The 21199-nt window shown below is 72.3% G+C and carries 22 protein-coding genes; 18 read left to right on the forward strand and 4 right to left on the reverse strand.

What is annotated here, in order from left to right; all coding sequences use genetic code 11:
- Positions 1-47 precede the first annotated feature (47 nt).
- The 6 genes from folB to ACLQ23_RS06960 all read left to right on the forward strand — a co-directional run bounded on the left by folB (position 48) and on the right by ACLQ23_RS06960 (position 3751).
- A complete protein-coding gene (folB, locus tag ACLQ23_RS06935) occupies positions 48-413 on the forward strand; it encodes a dihydroneopterin aldolase (RefSeq protein WP_355590090.1) in 366 nt (121 codons plus the stop codon).
- Positions 410-937, forward strand: coding sequence for a 2-amino-4-hydroxy-6-hydroxymethyldihydropteridine diphosphokinase (gene folK, locus ACLQ23_RS06940; RefSeq protein WP_425735056.1), 528 nt, complete (start codon positions 410-412; stop codon positions 935-937). Before folB ends, folK begins: the two co-directional genes overlap by 4 nt.
- A 19-nt stretch (positions 938-956) precedes the next feature.
- Positions 957-1496 carry a DUF3180 domain-containing protein gene (locus ACLQ23_RS06945; RefSeq protein WP_355590084.1) on the forward strand — a complete coding sequence of 180 codons (540 nt, stop codon included), beginning with the start codon at positions 957-959 and terminating at the stop codon, positions 1494-1496.
- A gap of 120 nt (positions 1497-1616) precedes the next feature.
- On the forward strand, positions 1617-2831 hold the full coding sequence (locus ACLQ23_RS06950; protein WP_355590081.1) for an ABC transporter permease: 1215 nt from the start codon (positions 1617-1619) through the stop codon (positions 2829-2831).
- 51 nt (positions 2832-2882) lie between these two features.
- The gene (locus tag ACLQ23_RS06955; RefSeq protein WP_053654772.1) at positions 2883-3191 is read left to right on the forward strand and encodes a hypothetical protein; all 309 of its coding nucleotides are present in this window, start codon (positions 2883-2885) and stop codon (positions 3189-3191) included.
- A gap of 53 nt (positions 3192-3244) precedes the next feature.
- Complete coding sequence (locus ACLQ23_RS06960; RefSeq protein WP_355590078.1) at positions 3245-3751, forward strand: hypothetical protein; 507 nt, start codon at positions 3245-3247, stop codon at positions 3749-3751.
- A gap of 38 nt (positions 3752-3789) precedes the next feature.
- On the opposite strand, the gene ACLQ23_RS06965 is transcribed toward ACLQ23_RS06960, so the two are convergent.
- On the reverse strand, positions 3790-4794 hold the full coding sequence (locus ACLQ23_RS06965) for an ABC transporter ATP-binding protein (RefSeq protein ID WP_425880452.1): 1005 nt from the start codon (positions 4792-4794) through the stop codon (positions 3790-3792).
- A 2-nt stretch (positions 4795-4796) separates the two neighbouring features.
- On the opposite strand from ACLQ23_RS06965, the gene ACLQ23_RS06970 reads away from it, so the two are divergent.
- The 4 genes from ACLQ23_RS06970 to ACLQ23_RS06985 all read left to right on the forward strand — a co-directional run bounded on the left by ACLQ23_RS06970 (position 4797) and on the right by ACLQ23_RS06985 (position 9308).
- The gene (locus tag ACLQ23_RS06970) at positions 4797-5483 is read left to right on the forward strand and encodes an ABC transporter permease (RefSeq protein ID WP_355590072.1); all 687 of its coding nucleotides are present in this window, start codon (positions 4797-4799) and stop codon (positions 5481-5483) included.
- A complete protein-coding gene (locus ACLQ23_RS06975) occupies positions 5480-6217 on the forward strand; it encodes an ABC transporter permease (protein ID WP_355590069.1) in 738 nt (245 codons plus the stop codon). The genes ACLQ23_RS06970 and ACLQ23_RS06975 overlap by 4 nt, the downstream gene beginning before the upstream one ends.
- A gap of 217 nt (positions 6218-6434) precedes the next feature.
- Positions 6435-7439: a glycine betaine ABC transporter substrate-binding protein gene (locus tag ACLQ23_RS06980; RefSeq protein WP_425880453.1), complete on the forward strand. Its 1005-nt coding sequence runs from the start codon at positions 6435-6437 to the stop codon at positions 7437-7439.
- 108 nt (positions 7440-7547) lie between these two features.
- Entirely contained in the window at positions 7548-9308 is a 1761-nt protein-coding gene (locus ACLQ23_RS06985) for a hypothetical protein (protein WP_355627860.1), read from the forward strand.
- 35 nt (positions 9309-9343) lie between these two features.
- On the opposite strand, the gene ACLQ23_RS06990 is transcribed toward ACLQ23_RS06985, so the two are convergent.
- The gene (locus ACLQ23_RS06990) at positions 9344-10531 is read right to left on the reverse strand and encodes an NADH-quinone oxidoreductase subunit D (RefSeq protein ID WP_355627857.1); all 1188 of its coding nucleotides are present in this window, start codon (positions 10529-10531) and stop codon (positions 9344-9346) included.
- Positions 10528-11829 carry an SAM-dependent methyltransferase gene (locus ACLQ23_RS06995; RefSeq protein WP_355590060.1) on the reverse strand — a complete coding sequence of 434 codons (1302 nt, stop codon included), beginning with the start codon at positions 11827-11829 and terminating at the stop codon, positions 10528-10530. Before ACLQ23_RS06995 ends, ACLQ23_RS06990 begins: the two co-directional genes overlap by 4 nt.
- A 146-nt stretch (positions 11830-11975) precedes the next feature.
- Here ACLQ23_RS06995 and ACLQ23_RS07000 point away from each other — a divergent pair, with 146 nt between their 5' ends.
- From ACLQ23_RS07000 to ACLQ23_RS07030, 7 genes are all read left to right on the forward strand, one after another.
- Positions 11976-12950, forward strand: coding sequence for a Rossmann-like and DUF2520 domain-containing protein (locus ACLQ23_RS07000; RefSeq protein ID WP_355590057.1), 975 nt, complete (start codon positions 11976-11978; stop codon positions 12948-12950).
- On the forward strand, positions 12947-13795 hold the full coding sequence (gene panC / locus ACLQ23_RS07005) for a pantoate--beta-alanine ligase (protein ID WP_355590054.1): 849 nt from the start codon (positions 12947-12949) through the stop codon (positions 13793-13795). The genes ACLQ23_RS07000 and panC overlap by 4 nt, the downstream gene beginning before the upstream one ends.
- A 42-nt stretch (positions 13796-13837) precedes the next feature.
- Positions 13838-14266 (forward strand): aspartate 1-decarboxylase, encoded by a 429-nt coding sequence (gene panD / locus ACLQ23_RS07010; protein ID WP_355590051.1) that lies wholly within the window; start codon positions 13838-13840, stop codon positions 14264-14266.
- 107 nt (positions 14267-14373) lie between these two features.
- Positions 14374-15258, forward strand: a complete 885-nt coding sequence (locus tag ACLQ23_RS07015) for a septum formation family protein (protein WP_425735145.1) — start codon at positions 14374-14376, stop codon at positions 15256-15258.
- A 108-nt stretch (positions 15259-15366) separates the two neighbouring features.
- Entirely contained in the window at positions 15367-17061 is a 1695-nt protein-coding gene (locus ACLQ23_RS07020) for an L-aspartate oxidase (protein ID WP_425880454.1), read from the forward strand.
- A gap of 53 nt (positions 17062-17114) precedes the next feature.
- On the forward strand, positions 17115-18011 hold the full coding sequence (gene nadC / locus ACLQ23_RS07025) for a carboxylating nicotinate-nucleotide diphosphorylase (RefSeq protein WP_425735061.1): 897 nt from the start codon (positions 17115-17117) through the stop codon (positions 18009-18011).
- 17 nt (positions 18012-18028) lie between these two features.
- The gene (locus ACLQ23_RS07030) at positions 18029-18787 is read left to right on the forward strand and encodes a type III pantothenate kinase (RefSeq protein ID WP_355590039.1); all 759 of its coding nucleotides are present in this window, start codon (positions 18029-18031) and stop codon (positions 18785-18787) included.
- Positions 18788-18799: 12 nt separating this feature from the next.
- Here the strand turns inward: ACLQ23_RS07030 and ACLQ23_RS07035 are convergent, their stop codons facing one another.
- Positions 18800-19540, reverse strand: coding sequence for a class I SAM-dependent methyltransferase (locus ACLQ23_RS07035; protein ID WP_355590036.1), 741 nt, complete (start codon positions 19538-19540; stop codon positions 18800-18802).
- A gap of 89 nt (positions 19541-19629) precedes the next feature.
- Between ACLQ23_RS07035 and lysS the strand changes: the two genes are divergently transcribed.
- On the forward strand, positions 19630-21138 hold the full coding sequence (gene lysS / locus ACLQ23_RS07040) for a lysine--tRNA ligase (RefSeq protein WP_355590033.1): 1509 nt from the start codon (positions 19630-19632) through the stop codon (positions 21136-21138).
- Positions 21139-21199 lie beyond the last annotated feature (61 nt).

Consider the following 21199-nt stretch of genomic DNA (forward strand, 5'->3'; position numbering starts at 1 on the left):
GCCGTGGCACCGACCGGTCGGATGGCCGGCCGGCGAGAGGGGAAGTGATGAGCGACCGCATCCAGCTGACCGGCCTGCGGGCGCGGGGCCGGCACGGGGTGTACGACTTCGAGCGGGCGCAGGGCCAGGACTTCGTGGTCGACGCCGTCCTGGAGTTGGACCTGGCCCCGGCAGCCGCCAGTGATGACGTCGCCGCGACGGTCCACTACGGCGAGTTGGCCGAGCGGCTGGTCGCGGTGGTGACCGGTGAGCCGGTCAACCTGATCGAGACACTCGCGGACCGGCTGCTCGCGGTCTGCCTGGCCGACGAGCGGGTCACCACCGCCACGGTCACCGTGCACAAGCCGGAGGCGCCGGTGCCGCACACGTTCACCGACGTGGCCGTCACCATGACCCGGAGACGTACCCCGTGACCCGGGCAGTGCTCTCTCTCGGCAGCAACCTGGGTGACCGGCTCGACCACCTGCGCACGGCCGTCGCCGCGCTCGGCGACGCGGTGCTGGTGGTGTCCGGCGTGTACGAGACTCCGCCGTGGGGAGACGCCGACCAGCCCGCGTACCTCAACGCGGTGCTGCTGGCCGAGGACGACGCCGCCACAGCGCGCGACTGGCTGGAGCGGGCGCGGGCCGCGGAGCGCGCGGCAGGCCGGGTCCGTGACCCGCAGCGGCGGTTCGGGCCGCGCACCCTCGACGTGGACGTGATCGCGGTCTGGGACGACGACGGCGAACCGGTGCTCAGCGACGACGAGGACCTGACCCTGCCGCACCCCCGGGCGCACCTGCGCGCGTTCGTGCTGCGGCCGTGGATCGACATCCAGCCGTACGGGCGGCTGCCCGGTCACGGCTGGCTGACAGACCTGCTCACCGCCGGTCCCGTCGCCGACGACGCGCTGGAACTGCGCCCCCGGCCGGAACTGGCGTTAGAGTCGACGGCATGACCGAGTGGAGCCGGCCGGCATGACGCAGGCGAAGACCCCACCACCGGGCGGGCCCGGCCAGGACCGGTCACGGATGGGCCCCACCCGCATCTCGACACTGGTCGTGGCGGCCCTGGCTGCGGCGGCGGTGGCCTGGCTGTTGATCAGCTCCTTCTACTACAGCAGCATCCCCGAACTGCCCTGGCTGCCGGTGGTGACACTTGCCGCGCTCGCGGTGCTGGAGGCGTATGCCGCCGTCAACACCCGGGGTCGCATCGACCGTAAGCCTGGCCGGGATCCGGTCAACCCGTTGCTGGTCGCCCGGTTCGTGGTGCTGGCGAAGGCGTCGGCGCTGGCCGGCGCCATCTTCGCCGGCTTCTACGCGGGCCTCACCGGATGGCTCTTCGTCGAGAACACCCGAGCCGCCACGGAGGATCGCCCGGCCGCAGCGGGCGGAATGCTGGCGTCGTTGGCGCTGGTCGGTGCCGCGCTCTGGCTGGAGCGTTCCTGCCGGGTACCGAAGCGGCCGGACGACGACCACGAGCCCGACCAGCGCGAGAGTCACCCAAACCAGCGCTGAGCCGAGGGGTTACGCCCGGCTCCGGGCGCGGGTACGGTGCCTGCGATCGGAGAGCAATGGCCGCCGCCGATCCGTCCGTGCGCGGGACCGAGGACGGCCGGCCACTGGGGAGGCGGCGCCATGGCGTACGAAGAATCGGGCCGGGACCGGCCGGTCGAACCCTCATCCGGGGTTCCCGCAGCCGTCCTGGAGAACGTTTTCGACGACCCCGCGCACGGTGAGCCCGGCCGGGACCGCCTCGGCGTGCACGTGGGTTGGGAGTTCCTGTTGCTGGCCGGCCTGGCAGCCCTGGGCTGGCTGCTCTGGCGGGCCGACCCGGACGTGTTGCGGGGCGCGGCCCTGCGCACCCTGCTTGTCAACGCGGTCGGGCTCGGCCTGCTCGCTCTATCCGCCGGTCTGAGCCTGCGTACCGCTGCCCCGAACCTGGCAGTGGGTCCGGTGGCGGTGGCCGCCGCGCTGCACTACGCGGAGCAGGGCGACCGGGGCCTGACGGCGTCAGTGGGGTCAGCCGCCGTGGTCGCCGCGCTGGGTGGGCTCGTCCTGGCGCTTGCCGTTGTGGTGTTGCAGGTACCCGGTTGGGCGGCGAGCCTGGCGGGGGCCGCCGCCGTGGTGGTGTACATCGAACGTCGTTCGGCACCGGTGCTGGTGCAGGGGGACTACGAGCCCACACGGTCGGCCGGCTACCTGTTCGCGGGCTTCGCCGCCGTCGCGGTCCTCGGCGGGGTGTTCGGTGCGATCCGGTCGATCCGCAAGCTGGTCGGCCGCTACCGGCCGGTCGCCGATCCGGCCCGCCGCCGGGGCGCGCTGGCCGCCGTGATCACCGCGTTCGCGCTGGTCTGCTCCACCGTGCTGGCCGCGCTCGCCGGCACGCTGCTGGCCGCCAACAACCCGGGGCCTGTGACACCCGATTCCGGACTGGACTGGACCCTGCTGGCGGTCGGGGTGTCCCTGCTGGGCGGCACCAGCGCGTACGGCCGCCGGGGTGGGGTGTTCGGCACCGTGCTTGCCGTCAGCCTTGTCACCGTCTTCCTGGCGTACGCGCCGGAGCGTGGCTGGACCGTGAGCCTCTGGGCGGTCGGCGGCGTGGCGTTCGGCGTCGGACTTGTGGTGACAAGGCTTGTCGAGACGTTCGGGCGGCCCCGGCCGGGCAACGTCGACAAGCTCGAGCCGGTCGGCGACGGCACGATCAGCACGGGCTGGACGATGGCCCGGTCACAGCCGGCCGACAACTGGCCCCCGACGTTGCCGACGCCACCCGCGCCGCAACCTGTCGACCCGTGGCGGGATCCGCGCTGGGAGGACGGCCCGCGCCGCTGGGACACCGACGACAGGTGAGCCACGCCGTCCGTCGAGCCGAAGCTGATCTCGACCGTTAGGCTCGGCGGCATGACCGACACACCTGCCGCCACCGCAGGCGGATCCTCGTTCGAAGAACTCGACGCGTTGTCCACCGAGGAACTACGGGAACGGGCGTTCGCCCTGGCCCGGGAGCGTCGCGACGTGGGTTTCTTCTGGTCGGTGCTGCGACACCTGCCGAACGCGGACGAGGCCACGGTGCTGGACGGCGCACCGAACTCGATCGGCCCGACCATCGACGAGGCGAACGCGCTGTGGCGGGAGCTGACCGGGCACGGCTACGAGGAGTCGGCGCCGCTGCTGCGGGCCGCCTTCATCGACTACCTGATGAAGCACTGAGCCGCTCGGTGCAGCCCAGGTCCACCCGACCGGCAGGTTCCGGGCCTGGGCGGATGAGAGGGCTCGTCAGCCGCTCCGGCCCGGTCAGCCGGTACGGGACGGCCGCAGGCACCGGGGCGCTCGCCGTCCTGCTGCTTGTCGGCATCTGCGGCAGCCCTGCGTACACAGGTTGGGCCGCCGACACGCTCAACAGCCCGGACTCGGCCGGCGGCTACTACCTCCGCCTCCTCGCGTGGCCGGCCTGGTCGGTGGACGCCGACGGGCAGGCCGGCGGGTTGTTCGCCGCCAACCTGCGGGCCGTCCTACTGGTGATCCTCGCCGTGGCGCTGCTGTATCTGCTGCCCGCCGCGCAGGTCGCCCGCGTGCCGGGCTCGATCAGCCAGTTCTTCTCCGGCTGGGCCGCGTACGTGCTCGCCGGTGGACTCGCCGCCGTGCTGGCGGCGCTGCTCGGCCCGGACCCGTCGATGCTCGGCGCGTTGCAGGGCGCCAGCGTGGGTGCCGGCTACGGCTTCCTCACCGGCTGGATCATCGGCACCGCCAGCCTCGGTGGTCGTGCCTGACCCGACCGGCGGTCGCTGCGGCAGTGCGCCGCTGCGGGTCAGCTCGTCGGGCGGCCGAGGTCGAGCAGACGCTGCCGGCTGAGCGCGCCGACCGGTCGGCCGCCGTCGGTCACCACGAGGTGGTCCCGTCCCGAGGTGAGCAGCACCGCCAGCGCGTCGTACGCGGTGCCGTCCAGTGGCACGGTGGGCAGATCGGTGTCGGCGTCGCCGGGCACCGGCTCCAACGCACCCCTGTCGAGCTGGGTGACCGCCAGCCGGCGGATGCCCCGGTCGGCGCCGACGAACTCGCTGACGAACGGGGTGGCAGGTGCGCCGAGCAGGGCGGCGGGCGTGTCGTACTGCTCCAGTTGCCCGCCCTCGGAGAGCACCGCGATCCGGTCGCCGAGCCGTACGGCCTCGTCAAGGTCGTGGGTGACAAGCACGATCGTCTTGCGGACCTCGGCCTGGAGGCGGAGGAACTCCTCCTGCAGTCGGGCCCGGACGATCGGGTCCACTGCCGAGAACGGTTCGTCCATCAGCAGCACCACCGGGTCGGCGGCGAGCGCGCGGGCCACGCCGACCCGCTGCCGCTGACCACCCGACAGCTCGTGCGGGTAGCGACCGCCGAACTGGGCCGGGTCCAACCCGACCAGGTCCAGCAACTCGTCGACCCGGGTCCGGGTCCGCTCGCGGGACCAGCGGAGCAGGCCCGGCACCGTGGCCACGTTCGCGCGTACCGTCTGGTGTGGAAAGAGGCCGACGTTCTGGATCACGTAGCCGATGCGGCGGCGCAGCCGCACCGGGTCGACGTCCGTGACGTCCTCGTCGCCGAGCATGATCCGCCCTGCGGTCGGCTCGATCAGGCGGTTGATCATGCGGAGGACTGTCGACTTGCCGCAGCCGGACGGCCCGATGAGCACCACCAGTTCGCCAGCCTTGACCTCCAGGCTGAGCTCACGGACGGCTTCGGTGCCGTTCGGGTAGCGCTTCTGGATGCCCTGCAGGGAGATCGATGCCGCGCGAGGGGAGCCGGCCACGCCGGGGGCCTCCGGGGTAACGTCCACGTATGTCCTTCCGCCTGAGCTACCGGGCAGACCCGGGTAACCCCTGGTTCTCCTGGCAGTACGTGCGGGACAACTCTGACACGATCGTCGCCGCCTTGCGTGAACACGCCTCCCTCACCGGGCGCGCGGTGCTTATCGCGGTGCTGATCGCCCTCCCGTTGTCGGTGCTCGCGTACTGGGTGCGCCCGCTGGCCGGCCCGATCCTCGGCATCACCGGCGTGATCTACACCATCCCGTCGCTCGCGCTGTTCGCGTTCATCGCGCCGTACCTGGGCACCGGCACCACGACAGTGCTCGTCGGCCTGGTCCTGTACGCGTTGCTGCTGATCGTCCGCAACGTGGTGGCCGGACTCAACCAGGTGCCACCTGAGGTCCGCGAGGCCGCCGAGGGCATGGGCTACGGCCGGTGGCGGCGGCTTTTCCGGATCGATCTGCCGCTGGCGATCCCGGGCATCCTGACCGGGCTGCGGCTGGCCACCGTCTCGACTGTCGCGCTGGTCACCGTCGGGGTGCTGGTGGGGCATGGCGGCCTCGGCCAACTGATATTCGCGGGCTTCCAGAACAACCTCTACAAAGCCGAGATCATGACCGGCACGGTGCTCTGCGTGGCGCTCGCGGTGCTGCTGGACCTGCTGCTGGTGCTCATCGGCCGGCTCGTCACCCCCTGGTCCGCCCGGGGTGCCCGGTGAGCGCCGCGGCCAACCCGGTACGCCAGGCGGTGCTCTGGCTCAACGACCCGCTGAACTGGACCAACCCCGGCGGCATCCTGGACCGGCTCGGCGAGCACCTGACGATCTCCGCCCTGGCGGTGGCGCTCGGCTGCCTGGTGGCCTGGCCTGTCGGCCTGTGGCTCGGGCACGCCGGGCGGGGCGGCGGCCTCGTGGTGCTGGTGTCCAACGCCACACTGGCCATCCCCACCCTGGCGCTTCTGACCATCCTGCCGCTGACGTTCCTCGGCTTCGGCCGTACACCCGTGGTTGTGGCGTTGGCCGTCTTCGCGGTCCCGCCGCTGCTGGCAAACGCCTACACCGGCATACGTCAGGCGGACGCCGAGGCGCGCGACGCGGCCCGCGGAATGGGTCTGTCCGGCGGGCAGGTGCTGCGTCGGGTGGAGTTGCCGCTGGCGGTGCCGTACCTGGCCGCAGGCTTCCGCACCGCCGCCGTGCAGGTGATCGCCACGGCGGCGCTGGCGTCGTTCGTCAACGGTGGCGGCCTCGGCGAGATCATCCGCACCGGGTTCGGGCTGAGCATCGCGGCCGGCGGAGGTCAGATCCTGGCCGGTGGTGTGCTGGTGGCCGGGCTCGCGTTGCTTGCCGAGTTGCTCCTCGGCATCGTCGAACGGCTGGTCACCCCACGCCCGCTGCGGCGTGGGCGGCAGCGCGCCGGTCGGCCCCTGCCTGCCGACGCCACCGGCCGCGCCTGACGCCCGCTTGCCGGTGGCCCGTCCGAGTGAGCAGAAGGCGAAGCGGCGACCGCCGGCGGGACGTTCGGTGACGATGCGGTGACGATGCCCATTTCAGGTTGTCGGTCGGTTGCGGACCATGTTGGGTGGATAGTCGCGGGCGGCCGACAGTCAGGATCGCCCGTCGGACACGCGGCCGGCCCGGGACGGGTCGCGCCGGGACACGGAAGGCGGGCACATGCGCGCACGTACACGTCTGGCGATGGGCGCGATCGGCGCCGTCGCCGGAGCAGCGCTCCTCACCGGCTGCGGTGATGCCGGTTCGTCCGGCACCGACGCGCCGCAGACGAGCGCGTCCGGCGCAGGGTGCGCCCCGGTCGCCGGCCAGCAGCTCGTGGCGCTGGAGGACGACAAGAAGCTCCAGAACTCCGACAACGTCATTCCGGCGGTCAACACCAAGGTGGCCACCCCGGAGCTGATCGCCGCTCTGGACAAGGTCTCCGCGGCGCTCGACACTCCGAAGCTGGTCCAGCTCAACAAGGCCGTCGACGTCGACCGCAAGACTCCCAAGGTCGCTGCGGAGGAGTTCGCCGCCGCGAACAACATCACCGCGGGCATCGCCAAGGGCCCGGGCGGCGAGATCGTGGTCGGCGCCGCTAACTTCAGTGAGAGCCAGATCCTGGGCGAGCTGTACCGCGTCGCGCTCACCGCGGCCGGCTACCAGGTCAAGGTGCAGCAGATCGGTAACCGGGAGCTCTACGAGCCGGCGTTGGAGAAGGGCGAGGTCCAGGTCGTCCCGGAGTACGCGGCGACGATGGCCGAGTTCCTCAACACCAAGGCCAACGGCCCGAACGCCCAGCCGGTCTCCTCGCCCGACATCAACGCCACGGTGACGGCGCTCAAGGCCGAGGGTGACAAGGTGGGCCTCACGTTCGGTGCACCGGCCGCCGCGCAGGACCAGAACGCCTTCGCGGTGACCCAGGCGTTCGCCGACAAGTACGGCGTGCGGACCCTCTCCGAGTTCGCCACGAAGTGCTCGGGCAACGCCACTGTGCTGGGTGGCCCGCCGGAGTGCCAGCAGCGTCCGTTCTGCAAGCCGGGCCTGGAGAAGACGTACGGGCTCTCGGTGGGCTCGTTCTCCTCGCTGGACCAGGGCGGTCCGCTGACCAAGAACGCGCTGCGTGAGGGCAAGATCAGCGTTGGTCTGATCTTCTCGTCGGACGGTGCCTTCGCCACCAGCTGACGCACTTACGGCGTGCCGGCGACGCCCCCGTCCCACTCGGGCCGGGGGCGTTCTCCGTCCGGTAGGGCCCGTTCCATCTGGTGGAAATCGTCGGTAGGCTGCACATCCATGTCAGCCCCGGCCACCTCCGACGCCCGGCGTCAACCGCTGCTGCTGACCGTGCTCTTCTGGGCCGGCGTGGGCCTCGCCCCGCTGGCTGCGCTGATCCTGCTGGTCGCCGACGGTAACGGTCCTCTGCGCTTCGCGGCGGTACTCGCCATCCTGGCCGTGGTGTTGATCGGTCTCTCCATCGCGTTGCGGCCGGACAACGCTGGCGCCTCGGCGCGGGCCGACGAGTTGCTGGACGAGATCGAGGAGGTCCGGCGGGAACTACGCGCCGAGATCGTCGCCGCCGCCCAGCGCGGCAACCAGGCTCTCGACCAGGCGCAGCGTGCGCAGGAGGGCGTCGCTGCGGTCCGCCGTCGCCTCGACGCCACGGGTGCCGCCCTAGCCGGTGCCACCCCGGCGGCCGAACCCGCAGGCGCGGGCCGTGCGCGGGTGCCTGCCGCCGACCCCGTCGACCAGGCACCGCCCGCCCGCAGCCGGGCCTCGGTTCCCGCCGACGCGCCGGCCGCTCGGGCCCGGGTTTCGGTAGCGGACGACGCCCCCGCCCGCTGGGGCGGCCAGGAGCGCCCCGACGACGACGAGCCCGCGTACCGCAGCCGCGCCGCCGCGGACGCCGGCCCCGAGCAGCCCGCCGCCGGCCGGCACGGGGCAGAGCCGCGCACCGGGTACGGCTCGGTCCCCGGCCCCCGCGAGCATGACCGCCCCCGCGAGCATGAACGCCTCGAGCCGGCGCCCCGGCCGGTCGGTGTGGTCCGGCACACCGAGACGGTCCACGTCACCACCCGGCACACAGTTGTCGACGGCGGGCAGGCCGAGCCGGACGGCCGCTACGGCAGCGGGTACGCAGGCCAGTGGACCCCGCCGGCGCAGGAATGGACCCGGGGCGGTGGCGGCGCGCAGGGGCGTGCACGGTCGGCCGAGCACTCGTGGGGCGACCAGGAGAACCCCCGGCCCGCGTACGACGACGACCGCCCCCGTGCCGCCCCGGCCGCCTGGAACGCGGACGACCACGCCCGTCCCGCCGACGACCGTTCCTGGGGTGGGCAGCCGGTGACCCGTGGTGAGCCGGCCCGACCGGGCGTACGGGACGGCTGGGGACCGGCCCCGGAGGCGGCTCCCCGCCGCGACGAGCCGCAGTGGACCGATCCGCGCGACGCCTACGCCCAGCCGGAGGAACCCGCCTGGAGTGCCCGGTCGCAGCGCGACGACAGTGGCTGGACGCAGTCCCCCCAGCCGGGCCGGGCCGGTGCCGCGGCACCGCAGTCCGGTCCTCCCCTGCGGGCTGACGACACCGGCGAGTACTGGTCGCAGTTGCGTGCCGGCGATCGGTGGGCGGCCGTCCGCGACGACGAGCACGGCCGTGAGCTGCACGTCGGCGAGCGCCGGGCCGAGGTGCACGCAGACGGTACGGGCACCGAGTACCGGATGGCCGACCGCTGGGCCTCCGTCCGCCACGAGGACCCGAGCCGTCGCGAGGACCCACGCCGGCCGGACGACTCACGCTGGTCCGACGACTCACGCTGGCAGGACGACCCGCGCCGGCAGGACGACCCGCGCCGGGGCGAGCCGGCGGGACGGGCGGCGCTGCCGGCAGGTGGGGTGCCCGTCCCGGACGAGTGGCGCCCGCCCCGCCAGCGTGGCCACGAGCCGGAACCCGCACCCGAGCGGGCCGGTCGGCGGCGGGTCGACGAGCGGTACGGCTACCCGCCGCAGGACGACGTGCCACGCGCAGGTGGCGCCCCGGTCACCGACCGCTGGCGCTGACTCCGCAACCGCAAGCAGCCACAACGGCCGCCGGGTCACTTGTCGATGTCGCCGACCACAAAGAACATCGAGCCGAGGATCGCGATCAGATCCGGCACGAGGCAGCCGGGGAGCAGGGTGGCGAGCGCCTGCACGTTGGCGTACGACGCGGTGCGCAACTTCAACCGCCACGGCGTCTTCTCACCCCGGGACACCAGGTAGTAGCCGTTGATGCCGAGCGGGTTCTCGGTCCACGCGTACGTGTGGCCCTCCGGAGCCTTCAGCACCTTTGGCAGCCGGGTGTTGATCGGCCCGGTGAGCTGGTCCACCCGGGCCAGGCACTGCTCGGCGAGGTCCAGCGACGCGTACACCTGGTCGAGCAGCACCTCGAAGCGGGCGTGGCAGTCCCCGGCGGTCTTCGTCACCACCGGCACGTCCAGCTCGTCGTAGGCCAGGTAGGGGTCGTCGCGGCGGAGGTCCAGGTCGAGCCCGGAGGCCCTGGCCACCGGGCCGGACGCGCCGAACGCGGCGGCGTCGGCTGCGGACAGCACTCCCACGCCCACTGTGCGGGCCAGGAAGATCTCGTTGCGTCGGATCAGGTTGTCCAGGTCGGGCAGTCGTCGACGTACCTCGCCGATGGCCGCCCGTGCCCGCCCGGTCCAGCCGTAGGGCACCTCTTCCTTGAGGCCGCCCACCCTGTTGAACATGTAGTGGATCCGGCCGCCAGAGACCTCCTCCATCACCGCCTGGATGGTCTCCCGTTCCCGGAAGGCGTAGAACATCGGCGTGATCGCGCCGATCTCCAGCGGGTAGGAGCCGAGGAACATCAGGTGGTTGAGCACCCGGTTCAGCTCGGCGAGGGCCATCCGCAGCCAGGTGGCGCGCTCCGGCACCTCCATGCCCATGAGGCGTTCCACAGCGAGCACAACGCCCAGCTCGTTGGAGAACGCCGAAAGCCAGTCGTGCCTGTTGGCAAGCACGATGATCTGCCGGTAGTCGCGGACCTCGAAGAGCTTCTCGGCCCCCCGGTGCATGTAGCCGACGATCGGTTCGCAGGCGATCACCCGTTCGCCGTCCAGCACCAGCTTGAGCCGCAGCACGCCGTGCGTCGACGGGTGTTGCGGGCCGATGTTCAGCACCATGTCGGTACCGAGTTGTTCACCGCCGGTCCCGGCGACCAGGCCGGCCCCGGTGCCGACGGTCAGTTCACGGAGGTCCCCGGCGTCGGTGGTCATGCCCGTCATCGTGCCACGGCCGGCGCGAGCTCGATGCCGACCGGTTGGCGCAGCCACAAGTGCCCGCCGAGTCCGGCCGGGTCGGTCAGCTCGGCCACCGCCGACGCGGCGGCCAGCGCCCGCACGTACCCTGCCGGGTCGGTGCCGGCCAGGCTCAGCGGCGGTCGGCCGCCGTCGGCCCCGAGCGCCCGCAGCGCCTCGGACTGCGAGACCAGGGAGTACGCGCACAGAGCCACAGCCGCGCCAGCGGATGCGACGGAGTCCATTGCCACGTGCGCTGTCACATCGCTCGACCCGTCCGGCACCGGAGGCACCTGCCGCCCACCTCGATACCCGGTCAACGTCCCGTCCACCGGCCTGCTCTCCCGCAGGTGCCCGTAGTCGACAGCGACCGCGAGCCCACGTTCGATCTTCTGCACCGCTGCCGCCCAGGCTTCGTCCCTGCTCCTACCTATCTCTGCGCGTGCGTTGCCGTTGGGGGTTTCCGGGCAGCCCGGCCGGCTCCGGGCGGTCAGGCTTGATCCCTGCGCCGGCCGGGCTGGCCGGAAACCCGACTCGCTTCCGCTTGTCGCGTCGGTCCAGGTCGAGGCCGGATCCGGGTCGCTGTCCGCACCTGATGACGGTGGGTCCGAGGGCAGGGGCCACCACGTTGTCAGCCACTCAAGATCAGCAGTGCTGACCAGCTCACCAACCGTCTCGGCGCCGCTGTCCGGGTCGACCAGCACGTATCGCCAGCCATCCCCGGTGAGCGCCGCCACGTCGAGCGGAACGTTGTCCAACCACTCGGTAGCGATCAACAGTCCGGTTATCCCCGCCGGAATCTCGGACACCCACTCGATCTCTTCAGGCAGGTGCTCGGGTCGAGGTGCCAACTCGACAGCCGTGAACCGCACCCGCTCCGCGAGAGACGTACGAGCAGCGGCGAATGACGGATCGCCGGGTGACCGGCGGGCGGAGGCCGTGGAAGTCAGGGTTTCCGGGGAGCCCGCCCACGCAGGGATCAAGCCTGACCGCCCGGAGTGGGTGGGCTCCCCGGAAACCCCCACCGCAACCCCGACGGCCTCGACGAGCCTCTGCAGGGTGAGCAGCAGTTCTCCCCGCCCGGCGCCGACGTCGACCACGGAGAGCCGAGCAGGGTGGCCGAGAGCAGCGTCGACCTGCGAGAGAAGGCGCAGCAGAGCGGCTGCGAACGCCGGGGAGGCGTGCACGCTGGTGCGGAAGTGGTCGGCCGGGCCGGTGCCGGAGACGAAGAAGCCGCCCGGCCCGTAGAGGGCCCTGTCCATGGCGTCCCGCCAGCGGATCGACATCAGTTCACTCCGGGGTCAGGGTGCGTCACCGTGCCGACCCTACGACCTGAGGCGGTGAACGTTTTCACACATCCTGTTTGGGTTCTGCGGCGCGGGAGCATACTTGCGATCGACCGGTACCCCTTCTCGAGGACTGGATCGTCGCCATGAGCGCACCGTTGCGCCCGCGTCCGGCCGCCCAGCTTGGGCCCGCCGTGCCGTGGGATCGCGCCGTCACCGGCGCCCCCGCCACATCCCGCCTGCTGACCGTTGGCGTCGTCGGCGCCGGCCGGGTCGGTGCCGTGCTGGGCGCGGCCCTCGCCGCAGCCGGGCACCGGGTGGCAGCCGTCACGGGTGAATCAGGTGCCAGTCGCGCCCGGCTCGCCCTGCTGCTGCCCGAGGTGCCCCGCCGCCCGGCCGCCGCCGTCGCGCACGCCGCCGCCGACCTGCTGGTGATCGCCGTGCCGGACGACGCGTTGGCCGGGGTGGTCGCCGACCTCGCCGAGCGGGGCGCGCTGCGCCCGGGCCAGGTGGTCGCGCACACCTCCGGCGCGCACGGGCTGGCCGTGCTGGCCCCGGCCGCCGCGGTCGGCGCCCGCCTGCTCGCCCTGCACCCGGCAATGACCTTCACCGGTACGCCTGACGACCTGGCCCGCCTGGCCGGCATCTCGTACGGGGTGACCGCCCCGGCCGAGCTGCGCCCGTTGGCTGCCCGGCTGGTGGCCGACCTTGGTGGCGTGCCCGAGTGGGTGGCCGAGACGGACCGCCCGCTCTATCACGCCGCGCTGGCACACGGTGCGAACCACCTGGTGACCCTTGTGAACGAGGCGGCCGACCGGCTGCGTGACGCCGGGGTGTCCCGGCCGGAGAAGGTGCTCGCCCCGCTGCTGCGGGCAGCCCTGGAGAACGCGCTGCGGCTCGGTGACGACGCCCTGACGGGCCCGGTCTCCCGGGGCGACGCCGGCACTGTCGAGCGGCATCTGGCCCGGTTGGCGGCCACCGCACCGGAGTCCGTCCCGGCCTACCTGGCTTTGGCCCGGCGTACCGCCGATCGGGCGATCGCCGCAGGCCGGCTGCGGCCTGTGGACGCGCAGTCGCTGCTGGGCGTGCTGGCCGACAGCGATCGGGAGGTGGCGGCATGACGCAGCTTGTGCACACGCGGGCCGAGCTGGCCGAGGCGCGGGCCGCGCTGAAGGGCACCGTCGGCGTGGTGATGACCATGGGTGCCCTGCACTCCGGGCACGAGACGCTGCTGCGGGCCGCCCGGGAACGGGCCGACCACGTGCTGGTGACGATCTTCGTGAACCCGCTGCAGTTCGGGCCGAACGAGGACTTCGACCGCTATCCGCGCACCCTCGACACTGACCTGGAGGTGTGCCGGCGGGCGGGGGCCGATCTGGTGTTCGCCCCGTCGGTGGCGGACATGTACCCGGACGGTCAGCCCCGGGTGCGCCTCGATCCGGGGCCGCTCGGCGCGGAGCTGGAGGGCGCCAGTCGTCCCGGCTTCTTCCACGGTGTGCTCACCGTGGTGCTCAAGCTGCTCCAGCTCACCCGGCCCGACCTGACGTTCTTCGGTGAGAAGGACTATCAGCAGCTCACCCTGGTCCGGCGGATGACGCGGGATCTGGACGTGCCGGTCGAGGTGGTCGGCGTACCGACCGTGCGGGAGCCGGACGGCCTGGCGCTGTCCAGCCGCAACCGCTACCTGAGCGAGCCCGAGCGGGCTGCGGCGCTGAGCCTGTCCGCCGCGCTGCGTGCCGGTGCCCGGGCCGCCGACGACGGCCTGGACGCGGGGGCGGTGCTTACCGCCGCGCACGCCGCGTTCGGTGCCGGTACGCCCGGCGCTCAGCTCGACTACCTGGTGCTCACCGATCCCGAGCTGGAGCCGGGGCCAGTGTCCGGGCCGGCGCGACTGGTGATCGCCGCCTGGGTGGGAAGCACCCGGTTGATCGACAACGCGGCCGTCCACCTCGCCCCTCGCTCCTGACCCGGCCGCACCCCTCCACCACCTTTCGAAAGGCCAGCCCCGATGCTGCGGACCATGCTCAAGTCGAAGATCCACCGAGCCACTGTGACCCAGGCGGACCTGCACTACGTCGGCTCGGTGACGGTGGACGAGGACCTGCTCGACGCCGCCGACCTGCTCCCCGGCGAGCAGGTCGCGATCGTGGACATCACGAACGGCGCCCGGCTGGAAACGTACGTGATCCCGGGTGAGCGGGGCAGCGGCGTGATCGGTATCAATGGTGCCGCCGCCCACCTCGTGCACCCCGGTGACCTGGTCATCCTGATCTCGTACGGGCAGATGGACGACGCCGAGGCCCGGTCGTACCGGCCCCGGGTCGTGCACGTGGACGCCGACAACCGGGTGATCGAGTTGGGTGCCGACCCGGCTGCGGTGGCCCCGGGCACGGCCGGCGACCCGGTGCCCAGCCCGCTAGCCGTGTCCGGCGTCTGACCCCACGCGACGCGATTCCGGTCTGTCACCGGAAGGTCATTTCCGGTTACCCTTGGCACGCCGTCGGAAGACGGTCGGTGCTGGGGGAGGCCGCGATGCGCCGTGCCATGACGCCTGTGCTCGCCTCTGTCGTCGCGGCGGTGCTGCTGGTCGGCTGCGGTGCGTCCGGTGACCTGGACGGTGACCTGACCGACGACTGGGCGGCGTTGCCGCCGGCCACGGCGTTCACGCCGGCCGCCGGTGTGTGCCAGGCCGCCGACTTCACCGAGGTGGTCACCCTGGCCAGCTACCAGCCGATCGACTGCGCCGGCCCGCACCGGGTGGAGACCGCGCATGTGGGGGCGTTTCCGGTCGAGCGGGCCGCCGTCCCGGCCAACGGGTCGACCGAGTTGCGCGGCGCGTTCGCCGAGTGCGACACCAGGGCCTCCGCGTACGTGGGCGACGACTGGCGGGCCGGGCGGCTGCGGTTGTCGGTGGCGCTGCCGTCCGGGCCGGGTTGGGCGGCCGGCTCCCGTTGGTTCCGATGTGACCTCACCGAGTTGACCACTGTCGAGGCGGCGGCCACCGTGGTGGTCCGGTCGGGCAGTCTGCGGGACGCGCTGAAGGCGCCCTCCGGGCTGCGGTTGGGCTGCCAGCAGACCCGTGGCGGCGCGGGCAGAGGTGTGCAGACCCTGGTCCCGGTGGAGTGCGGCAAGCAGCACGATGCCGAGTTCGTCGGGGTGTGGCGTGCACCGGACCGGCCGTACCCGACCCGGGACGCCGACTGGGTGCCGCTCTACGACGGTTGCCGCAGCATCCTCGGCCGGTACGTCGGCGTTCCGGACGACGCCGACCTGCGGTTTCGCAGCGGCGTGGTGGTGCGGCCACCGGGTGCTGGCCGTTGGCGGGTCGGTGATCGAGGCGTCCGCTGCTACCTGTGGCTCAGCGACCGTACGGTGACCGCCTCACTGCGCGGCGCGGGCGCTGCCGGCCTGCCGGTCCGGACGAAGTGACAAGCGGGGCCGGTCGGCGCGGCGGGGCGACCGCCGGACGGGGTAGCCCAAACCACTTGTCCCGCCCCCGTCGCCCCCGGACGAGGATGGTTCGGGTTGACTGGGGGGATGGATTTTCCGACCGTCGATCTGCCGGCCCTGCCGCCGTTGCTTGCCGCGCCCGCGCCCGGCTGGGTGGAGACCACCGACGTGATCGTGGTGGGTTCCGGGGTGGCCGGGTTGACCGCCGCACTGCACCTGCGCGAGGCGGGTCTGCACGTCACGGTCGTGACCAAGGTCAACATTGATGACGGTTCGACGCGGTGGGCGCAGGGTGGCATCGCCGCCGTGCTCGACCCGGCCGACACCCCGGCGGCGCACGCCCGGGACACCGAGATCGCCGGGGTGGGGCTCTGCGACCCGGCGGCGGTCCGGGCGCTTGTCGAGGAGGGTCCGACCCGGCTGCGGGAGCTGATGCGGATCGGCGCCGAATTCGACCGCCACCCGGACGGCTCGCTGATGCTGACCCGTGAGGGTGGGCACCGGGCGGACCGGATCGTGCACGCCGGTGGCGACGCGACGGGCGCCGAGGTGCAGAGGGCGTTGCACGCGGCGGTGCAGCGCGACCCGTGGATCCGACTGGTGGAGCACGCCCTGGTGCTGGACCTGCTGCGGGCGCCCGGCGACGGCCCGGACGGCCTCGGCCCGGCCTGTGGGATCACCCTGCACGTGCTGGGCGAGGGCAGCGAGGACGGTGTCGGCGCGCTGCTGGCCCGGGCGGTGGTGCTCGCCACCGGCGGAATGGGGCAGGTCTTCGCGGCCACCACCAACCCGGCCGTGTCCACGGGTGACGGGGTGGCGTTGGCGATGCGGGCCGGCGCGGCGGTCACCGACATCGAGTTCGTCCAGTTCCACCCGACCGCCCTGATCACCCCGCCCGGCGCGGGGGTGCCCGGCGCCGGCCACGCGCAGCAGCCGCTGGTCTCCGAGGCGTTGCGCGGCGAGGGCGCGCACCTGGTGGACTCCGACGGCAAGCGGTTCATGGTGGGCCAGCACGAACTGGCCGAGTTGGCTCCCCGCGACGTCGTGGCCAAGGGCATCCACCGGGTGCTGCTGGCCAGCGGCGCCGACCATGTCTTCCTCGACGCCCGGCACCTGGGCGGGGCTTTCCTGGCCAGCCGGTTCCCGACAATCGTTGCGTCCTGCCTGGCGATCGGCGTGGACCCGGCCACCGACCTGATCCCTGTCGCGCCGGCCGCGCACTACGCCTCCGGCGGCGTCCGCACGGACCTGCGCGGTCGCACCTCCATCCCCGGCCTGTACGCCTGCGGCGAGGTCGCCTGCACCGGTGTGCACGGTGCCAACCGCCTGGCCAGCAACTCGCTGCTGGAGGGGCTGGTCTTCTCCCGGCGGATCGCCGACGACATCGCCGCCGGGCTACCCGAGCAGGCGCAACCGGCGAACGTCGGCGCGTGGCGCGGCAGTGCGGGCTGGCTGCTGCCGGCCGAAGCGACGCCGACCCTGCAACGGGCCATGACGCGGGGCGCCGGGGTGCTCCGCTCGGCCGCGACGCTGACCGGCACGGCGGGGACGCTTACCGAGTTGGGCACCGCCCGTGGTTGGTCGAGGACCGCCGACTGGGAGGCGACGAACCTGCTCACTGTGGCGTCGGCGCTGGTGGCCGCCGCGTACGCGCGCGCCGAGACGCGGGGATGTCACTGGCGGGAGGACTTCCCGACTGTCGACGAGCGGTGGCTGGGCCACCTGGTCGGGTCGGTCGGGAGGCAGGGCGGGTTGACGCAGCAATGGGAGGGGCGGCAGTGAGCGCGAGGAGTGAGCCGAGTTTGCGAGCCCCGCAGTCGCGAATGGAGACGGAAATGACGGAGTCGACGCAGGCGGCGTTGCGGGCGGCCGGACTGGATCCGGCGCAGGTGCGGCAGGTGATCGAGAACGCGCTCGTGGAGGACCTGGGACCGGATTTCCTCGACGTCACGAGCGTGGCGACGATCCCGGCTGAGCAGAGCGACACGGCCGACCTGGTGGCGCGAGCGGACGGTGTGCTGGCCGGGCTGGCCGTGGCCACCGCGGTGTTCGAGCTGGTCGGCGAGGTGAGCGCGTTCGGGCGTACCGTCGAGGTGTCGGAGCTGGCCCGCGACGGTGAGCGGGTGGCGCGCGGCGACGTGCTGGCGACGGTGACCGGCCCGACCCGGCTGCTGTTGACGGCCGAGCGGACGGCGCTCAACCTGCTCTGCCGGATGTCCGGGGTGGCCACCCACACCCGCGCCTGGGCGGACGCCCTGGCGGGCACCAAGGCGATGGTCCTGGACACCCGCAAGACGACGCCGGGCCTGCGGGCGCTGGAGAAGTACGCGGTGCGGGCCGGCGGGGGCACCAACAAGCGGATGGGCCTCTACGACGTCGCCATGATCAAGGACAACCACAAGCTGGCCGCCGGGAGCATCACCGCCGCGTACCGGCGGGTGCGGGAGGCGTTCCCGGAGGTGCCGGTGCAGGTCGAGGTGACATGCGTCGCCGAGGCTCTGGAGGCTGTGGAGGCCGGCGCGGACTTCCTGCTCTGCGACAACATGACGCCGGAGGCGCTGGCCGAGGCGGTGGCCGCCGTGGGCGACCGGGCGGAGCTGGAGGCCACCGGCGGGCTCACGCTGGAGGTGGCTGGCCGGTACGCGGCCACCGGCGTGGACTTCCTCTCGGTAGGTGCGCTCACACATTCGTCGCCGATCCTGGACATCGCGCTGGACCTGCGCTCCGAGTAGTTGTCTAGGCTGCGTGCGTGCTGCTCTGCATCGACATCGGAAACACAAACACCGTGCTGGCGACCTTCGACGGTGACAAGCTGGTGCACTCCTGGCGGATCAAGACCGATGCCCGCTCGACGGCGGACGAGCTGGGCCTGAAGTTCCGGGGTCTGCTCGCCGGGGACAACGTCGAGATCACCGGTGTGGCCGCCTGCTCCACGGTGCCGGCCGCTCTGCGGTCGCTGCGGACCATGCTCGGCCGCTACTACGCCGACGTGCCGAGCGTGATCGTCGAGCCCGGAGTACGGACGGGCGTGCAGTTGGCGATCGACAACCCGAAGGAGGTGGGCGCCGACCGGGTGGTGAACACGCTCGCCGCGTACACCCTCTACGGGGGGCCGTCGATCGTCGTGGACTTCGGCACGACCACCAACTTCGACGTGATCAGCGGTCGGGGCGAGTTCCTCGGTGGGGCGTTCGCCCCGGGCATCGAGATCTCCTTCGACGCGCTGGCAGCCCGGGCCGCCCAGCTGCGCAAGGTCGAGGCGACCAAGCCCCGCTCGGTGATCGGCAAGAACACCGTCGAGTGCCTCCAGTCCGGCCTGTACTTCGGCTTCGCCGGGCAGGTGGACCGGATCGTCGAGCGGATGACCGAGGAACTGGGCGAGGTGAAAGCCGTTATCGCCACCGGTGGCCTCGCCTCCCTGGTGATCAACGAGTGCCGCAGCATCACCCACCACGAGCCGATGATCACCCTGATCGGCCTGCGGATGGTCTACGACCGCAACCGCTGACCCCGCCGGGCGTCAGCGCCGCCGGGCGCGCAGGACCATCGTGCGGTACGGCAGGTCGACTGTCGCGCGCCCGACCAGGTCCGGATGGGTGGCGAAGAGTGCTCGCAGCTCCTCGTCGATCGCCGCCCGCTGTTCCGCCGGGGCGGTGAGCCAGTACGAGCGGGTGTGCAGCATGGCGACTATCTCATCCGGCGTGAGCGTGGCGCGGTGGGTGAACTCGCCCAGCTCGATCGCCCCGAAGGCGGAGCCGAAGTCGGTGTACCTCTCGATCACGTCGCCGGCGTTGTCCCCCAGACGGGCGATCCGTCCCAGTTCGGCGACCCAGCCCACCTGATCGTCCCGGAGGTTCCAGATGGGGGCGAACGTCCCGCCCGGTCGCAGCACCCGCGCGATCTCGGCGTGCGCCCGCTCCCTGTCGAACCAGTGGTACGCCTGCCCCACCACCACGGCGTCGGCGGATCCGTCGGGCAGCGGCACCGACTCGGCGCCGCCGGCCAACGCGGTGCTGCCCGGCGTGGCGGCGTCCAGCCGGGCGCGCATCTCCGGGTCCGGCTCGACAGGGGTCACCCGGTGGCCGAGTGCGAGCACCCTGCGCGTGAGGATGCCGGTTCCCGCACCCAGGTCGACGACCCGGGCGGAGCCGCTGAGCCCGTCCAGCGCCCACCGCACGGCTTCGATCGGATAGCGGGGCCGGAACCGGTCGTAGTCGGCTGCGGCCATACCGAACGAGAGTGCCTGAGTGTGATCCGCCATGGCGGGCAGGCTATCCGGTAACGGGCACCTGAGCGCTTGAGTACGCTCGGGCCTGACCCCCAGTAGTCTTCGTGACGAGGAAGCGTGCCGTGAGCGAGCAGAACGCCGTGCCAGTGGACCCCGCCGACGACCTTCCGGAGCAGATGAAGGTCCGCCGGGAGAAGCGGGACCGGATGCTCGCCGAGGGCGTCGAGCCGTACCCGATCGGTTTTCCCCGCACCAGCACGCTCGCCGAGATCCGCGCGAAGTACGCCGACCTGGCGACCGACACCGCGACCGGCGACCAGGCCTCCGTCACCGGCCGGGTGATCTTCGTACGCAACACCGGCAAGCTCTGCTTCGCCACCCTGCGCGACGGTGACGGCACCGAGTTGCAGGCGATGCTCTCCCTGGACCGGGTCGGGCCGGAGCGGCTGGAGGCGTGGAAGCGCCTGGTCGACCTCGGCGACCACGTCGGCGTGACCGGCGAGGTGATCACCAGCCGCCGGGGCGAGCTGTCAGTGCTTGCCGACAGCTGGGAGATGACCGCCAAGGCGCTGCGCCCGCTGCCGGTGGCCCACAAGCCGCTCTCCGAGGAGGCGCGGGTCCGGCAGCGTTACGTCGACCTGATCGTCCGGCCGCAGGCCCGGCAGATGGTCCGCACCCGTGCCGCAGCCGTACGCAGCCTCCGCGATTCACTGCACGGGCAGGGTTTCATCGAGGTGGAAACTCCGATGCTGCAACTGTTGCACGGTGGAGCGGCGGCCCGACCGTTCGTGACCCACAGCAATGCGTTGAGCACCGATCTGTATCTGCGAATCGCCCCGGAACTGTTTCTCAAGCGCGCAGTGGTCGGCGGCGTCGACCGCGTCTTCGAGATCAACCGCAACTTCCGTAATGAGGGTGTCGACTCTTCGCACTCGCCGGAGTTCGCGATGCTGGAGACGTACGAGGCGTACGGCGACTACGACACGATGGCCGAGTTGACGCGCAATCTCGTGCAGCAGGCGGCGATCGCGGTCGGCGGGTCGACGGTGGTGACCCACGCCGACGGACGCGAGTTCGACCTCGGCGGGGAGTGGCGCTCGGTGACACTGTTCGGAGTCCTTTCCGAAGCGCTCGGCGAGGAGGTCACGGTCCGCACCGAACGGTCCCGCCTCGTGGAGTACGCCGACAAGGTGGGATTGGCCGTGGACCCGAAGTGGGGTCCGGGCAAGCTGGCCGAGGAACTGTTCGAGGAACTGGTCGTACCCGGCCTGGAGGCGCCCACCTTCGTGCGGGACTACCCGGAGGAGACCAGCCCACTGACCCGGGCACACCGCAGCGAGCCGGGCCTGGCGGAGAAGTGGGACCTCTACGTCCTCGGCTTCGAACTGGGCACCGCGTACTCCGAGTTGGTCGACCCTGTGGTGCAGCGCGAGCGGCTGCTGGCCCAGGCGCAGCTCGCCGCCCGCGGCGACGACGAGGCGATGCGTCTCGACGAGGACTTTCTCCGGGCGATGGAGTACGGAATGCCGCCGGCGGGCGGTATGGGAATGGGAATCGACCGCCTGTTGATGGCCCTGACCGGCCTCGGAATTCGGGAAACCATCCTGTTCCCGTTGGTTCGCCCTGAGTAGTCTCAGCTGGCTCTCAGCGTGCCGTAACCGCATCCTATTGACGGGCCAAGCGGCGCACGGG

Source organism: Micromonospora sp. DT41 (assembly GCF_049841715.1).
In the GTDB taxonomy this organism is placed as follows: domain Bacteria; phylum Actinomycetota; class Actinomycetes; order Mycobacteriales; family Micromonosporaceae; genus Micromonospora; species Micromonospora profundi.

Coding starts and splice junctions, on each gene's coding strand:
- panC (WP_355590054.1), top strand. CDS start 12,947: ATGACGCAGCTTGTGCACACGCGGGCCGAGCTGGCCGAGGCGCGGGCC.
- ACLQ23_RS06990 (WP_355627857.1), bottom strand. CDS start 10,531: ATGACGGGCATGACCACCGACGCCGGGGACCTCCGTGAACTGACCGTC.
- ACLQ23_RS06980 (WP_425880453.1), top strand. CDS start 6,435: ATGCGCGCACGTACACGTCTGGCGATGGGCGCGATCGGCGCCGTCGCC.
- ACLQ23_RS06985 (WP_355627860.1), top strand. CDS start 7,548: ATGTCAGCCCCGGCCACCTCCGACGCCCGGCGTCAACCGCTGCTGCTG.
- ACLQ23_RS07035 (WP_355590036.1), bottom strand. CDS start 19,540: ATGGCGGATCACACTCAGGCACTCTCGTTCGGTATGGCCGCAGCCGAC.
- ACLQ23_RS06960 (WP_355590078.1), top strand. CDS start 3,245: ATGAGAGGGCTCGTCAGCCGCTCCGGCCCGGTCAGCCGGTACGGGACG.
- ACLQ23_RS07000 (WP_355590057.1), top strand. CDS start 11,976: ATGAGCGCACCGTTGCGCCCGCGTCCGGCCGCCCAGCTTGGGCCCGCC.
- nadC (WP_425735061.1), top strand. CDS start 17,115: ATGACGGAGTCGACGCAGGCGGCGTTGCGGGCGGCCGGACTGGATCCG.
- folB (WP_355590090.1), top strand. CDS start 48: ATGAGCGACCGCATCCAGCTGACCGGCCTGCGGGCGCGGGGCCGGCAC.
- ACLQ23_RS06955 (WP_053654772.1), top strand. CDS start 2,883: ATGACCGACACACCTGCCGCCACCGCAGGCGGATCCTCGTTCGAAGAA.
- ACLQ23_RS06950 (WP_355590081.1), top strand. CDS start 1,617: ATGGCGTACGAAGAATCGGGCCGGGACCGGCCGGTCGAACCCTCATCC.
- ACLQ23_RS06995 (WP_355590060.1), bottom strand. CDS start 11,829: ATGTCGATCCGCTGGCGGGACGCCATGGACAGGGCCCTCTACGGGCCG.
- ACLQ23_RS07020 (WP_425880454.1), top strand. CDS start 15,367: ATGGATTTTCCGACCGTCGATCTGCCGGCCCTGCCGCCGTTGCTTGCC.
- ACLQ23_RS07015 (WP_425735145.1), top strand. CDS start 14,374: ATGACGCCTGTGCTCGCCTCTGTCGTCGCGGCGGTGCTGCTGGTCGGC.
- ACLQ23_RS06970 (WP_355590072.1), top strand. CDS start 4,797: ATGTCCTTCCGCCTGAGCTACCGGGCAGACCCGGGTAACCCCTGGTTC.
- ACLQ23_RS06945 (WP_355590084.1), top strand. CDS start 957: ATGACGCAGGCGAAGACCCCACCACCGGGCGGGCCCGGCCAGGACCGG.
- panD (WP_355590051.1), top strand. CDS start 13,838: ATGCTGCGGACCATGCTCAAGTCGAAGATCCACCGAGCCACTGTGACC.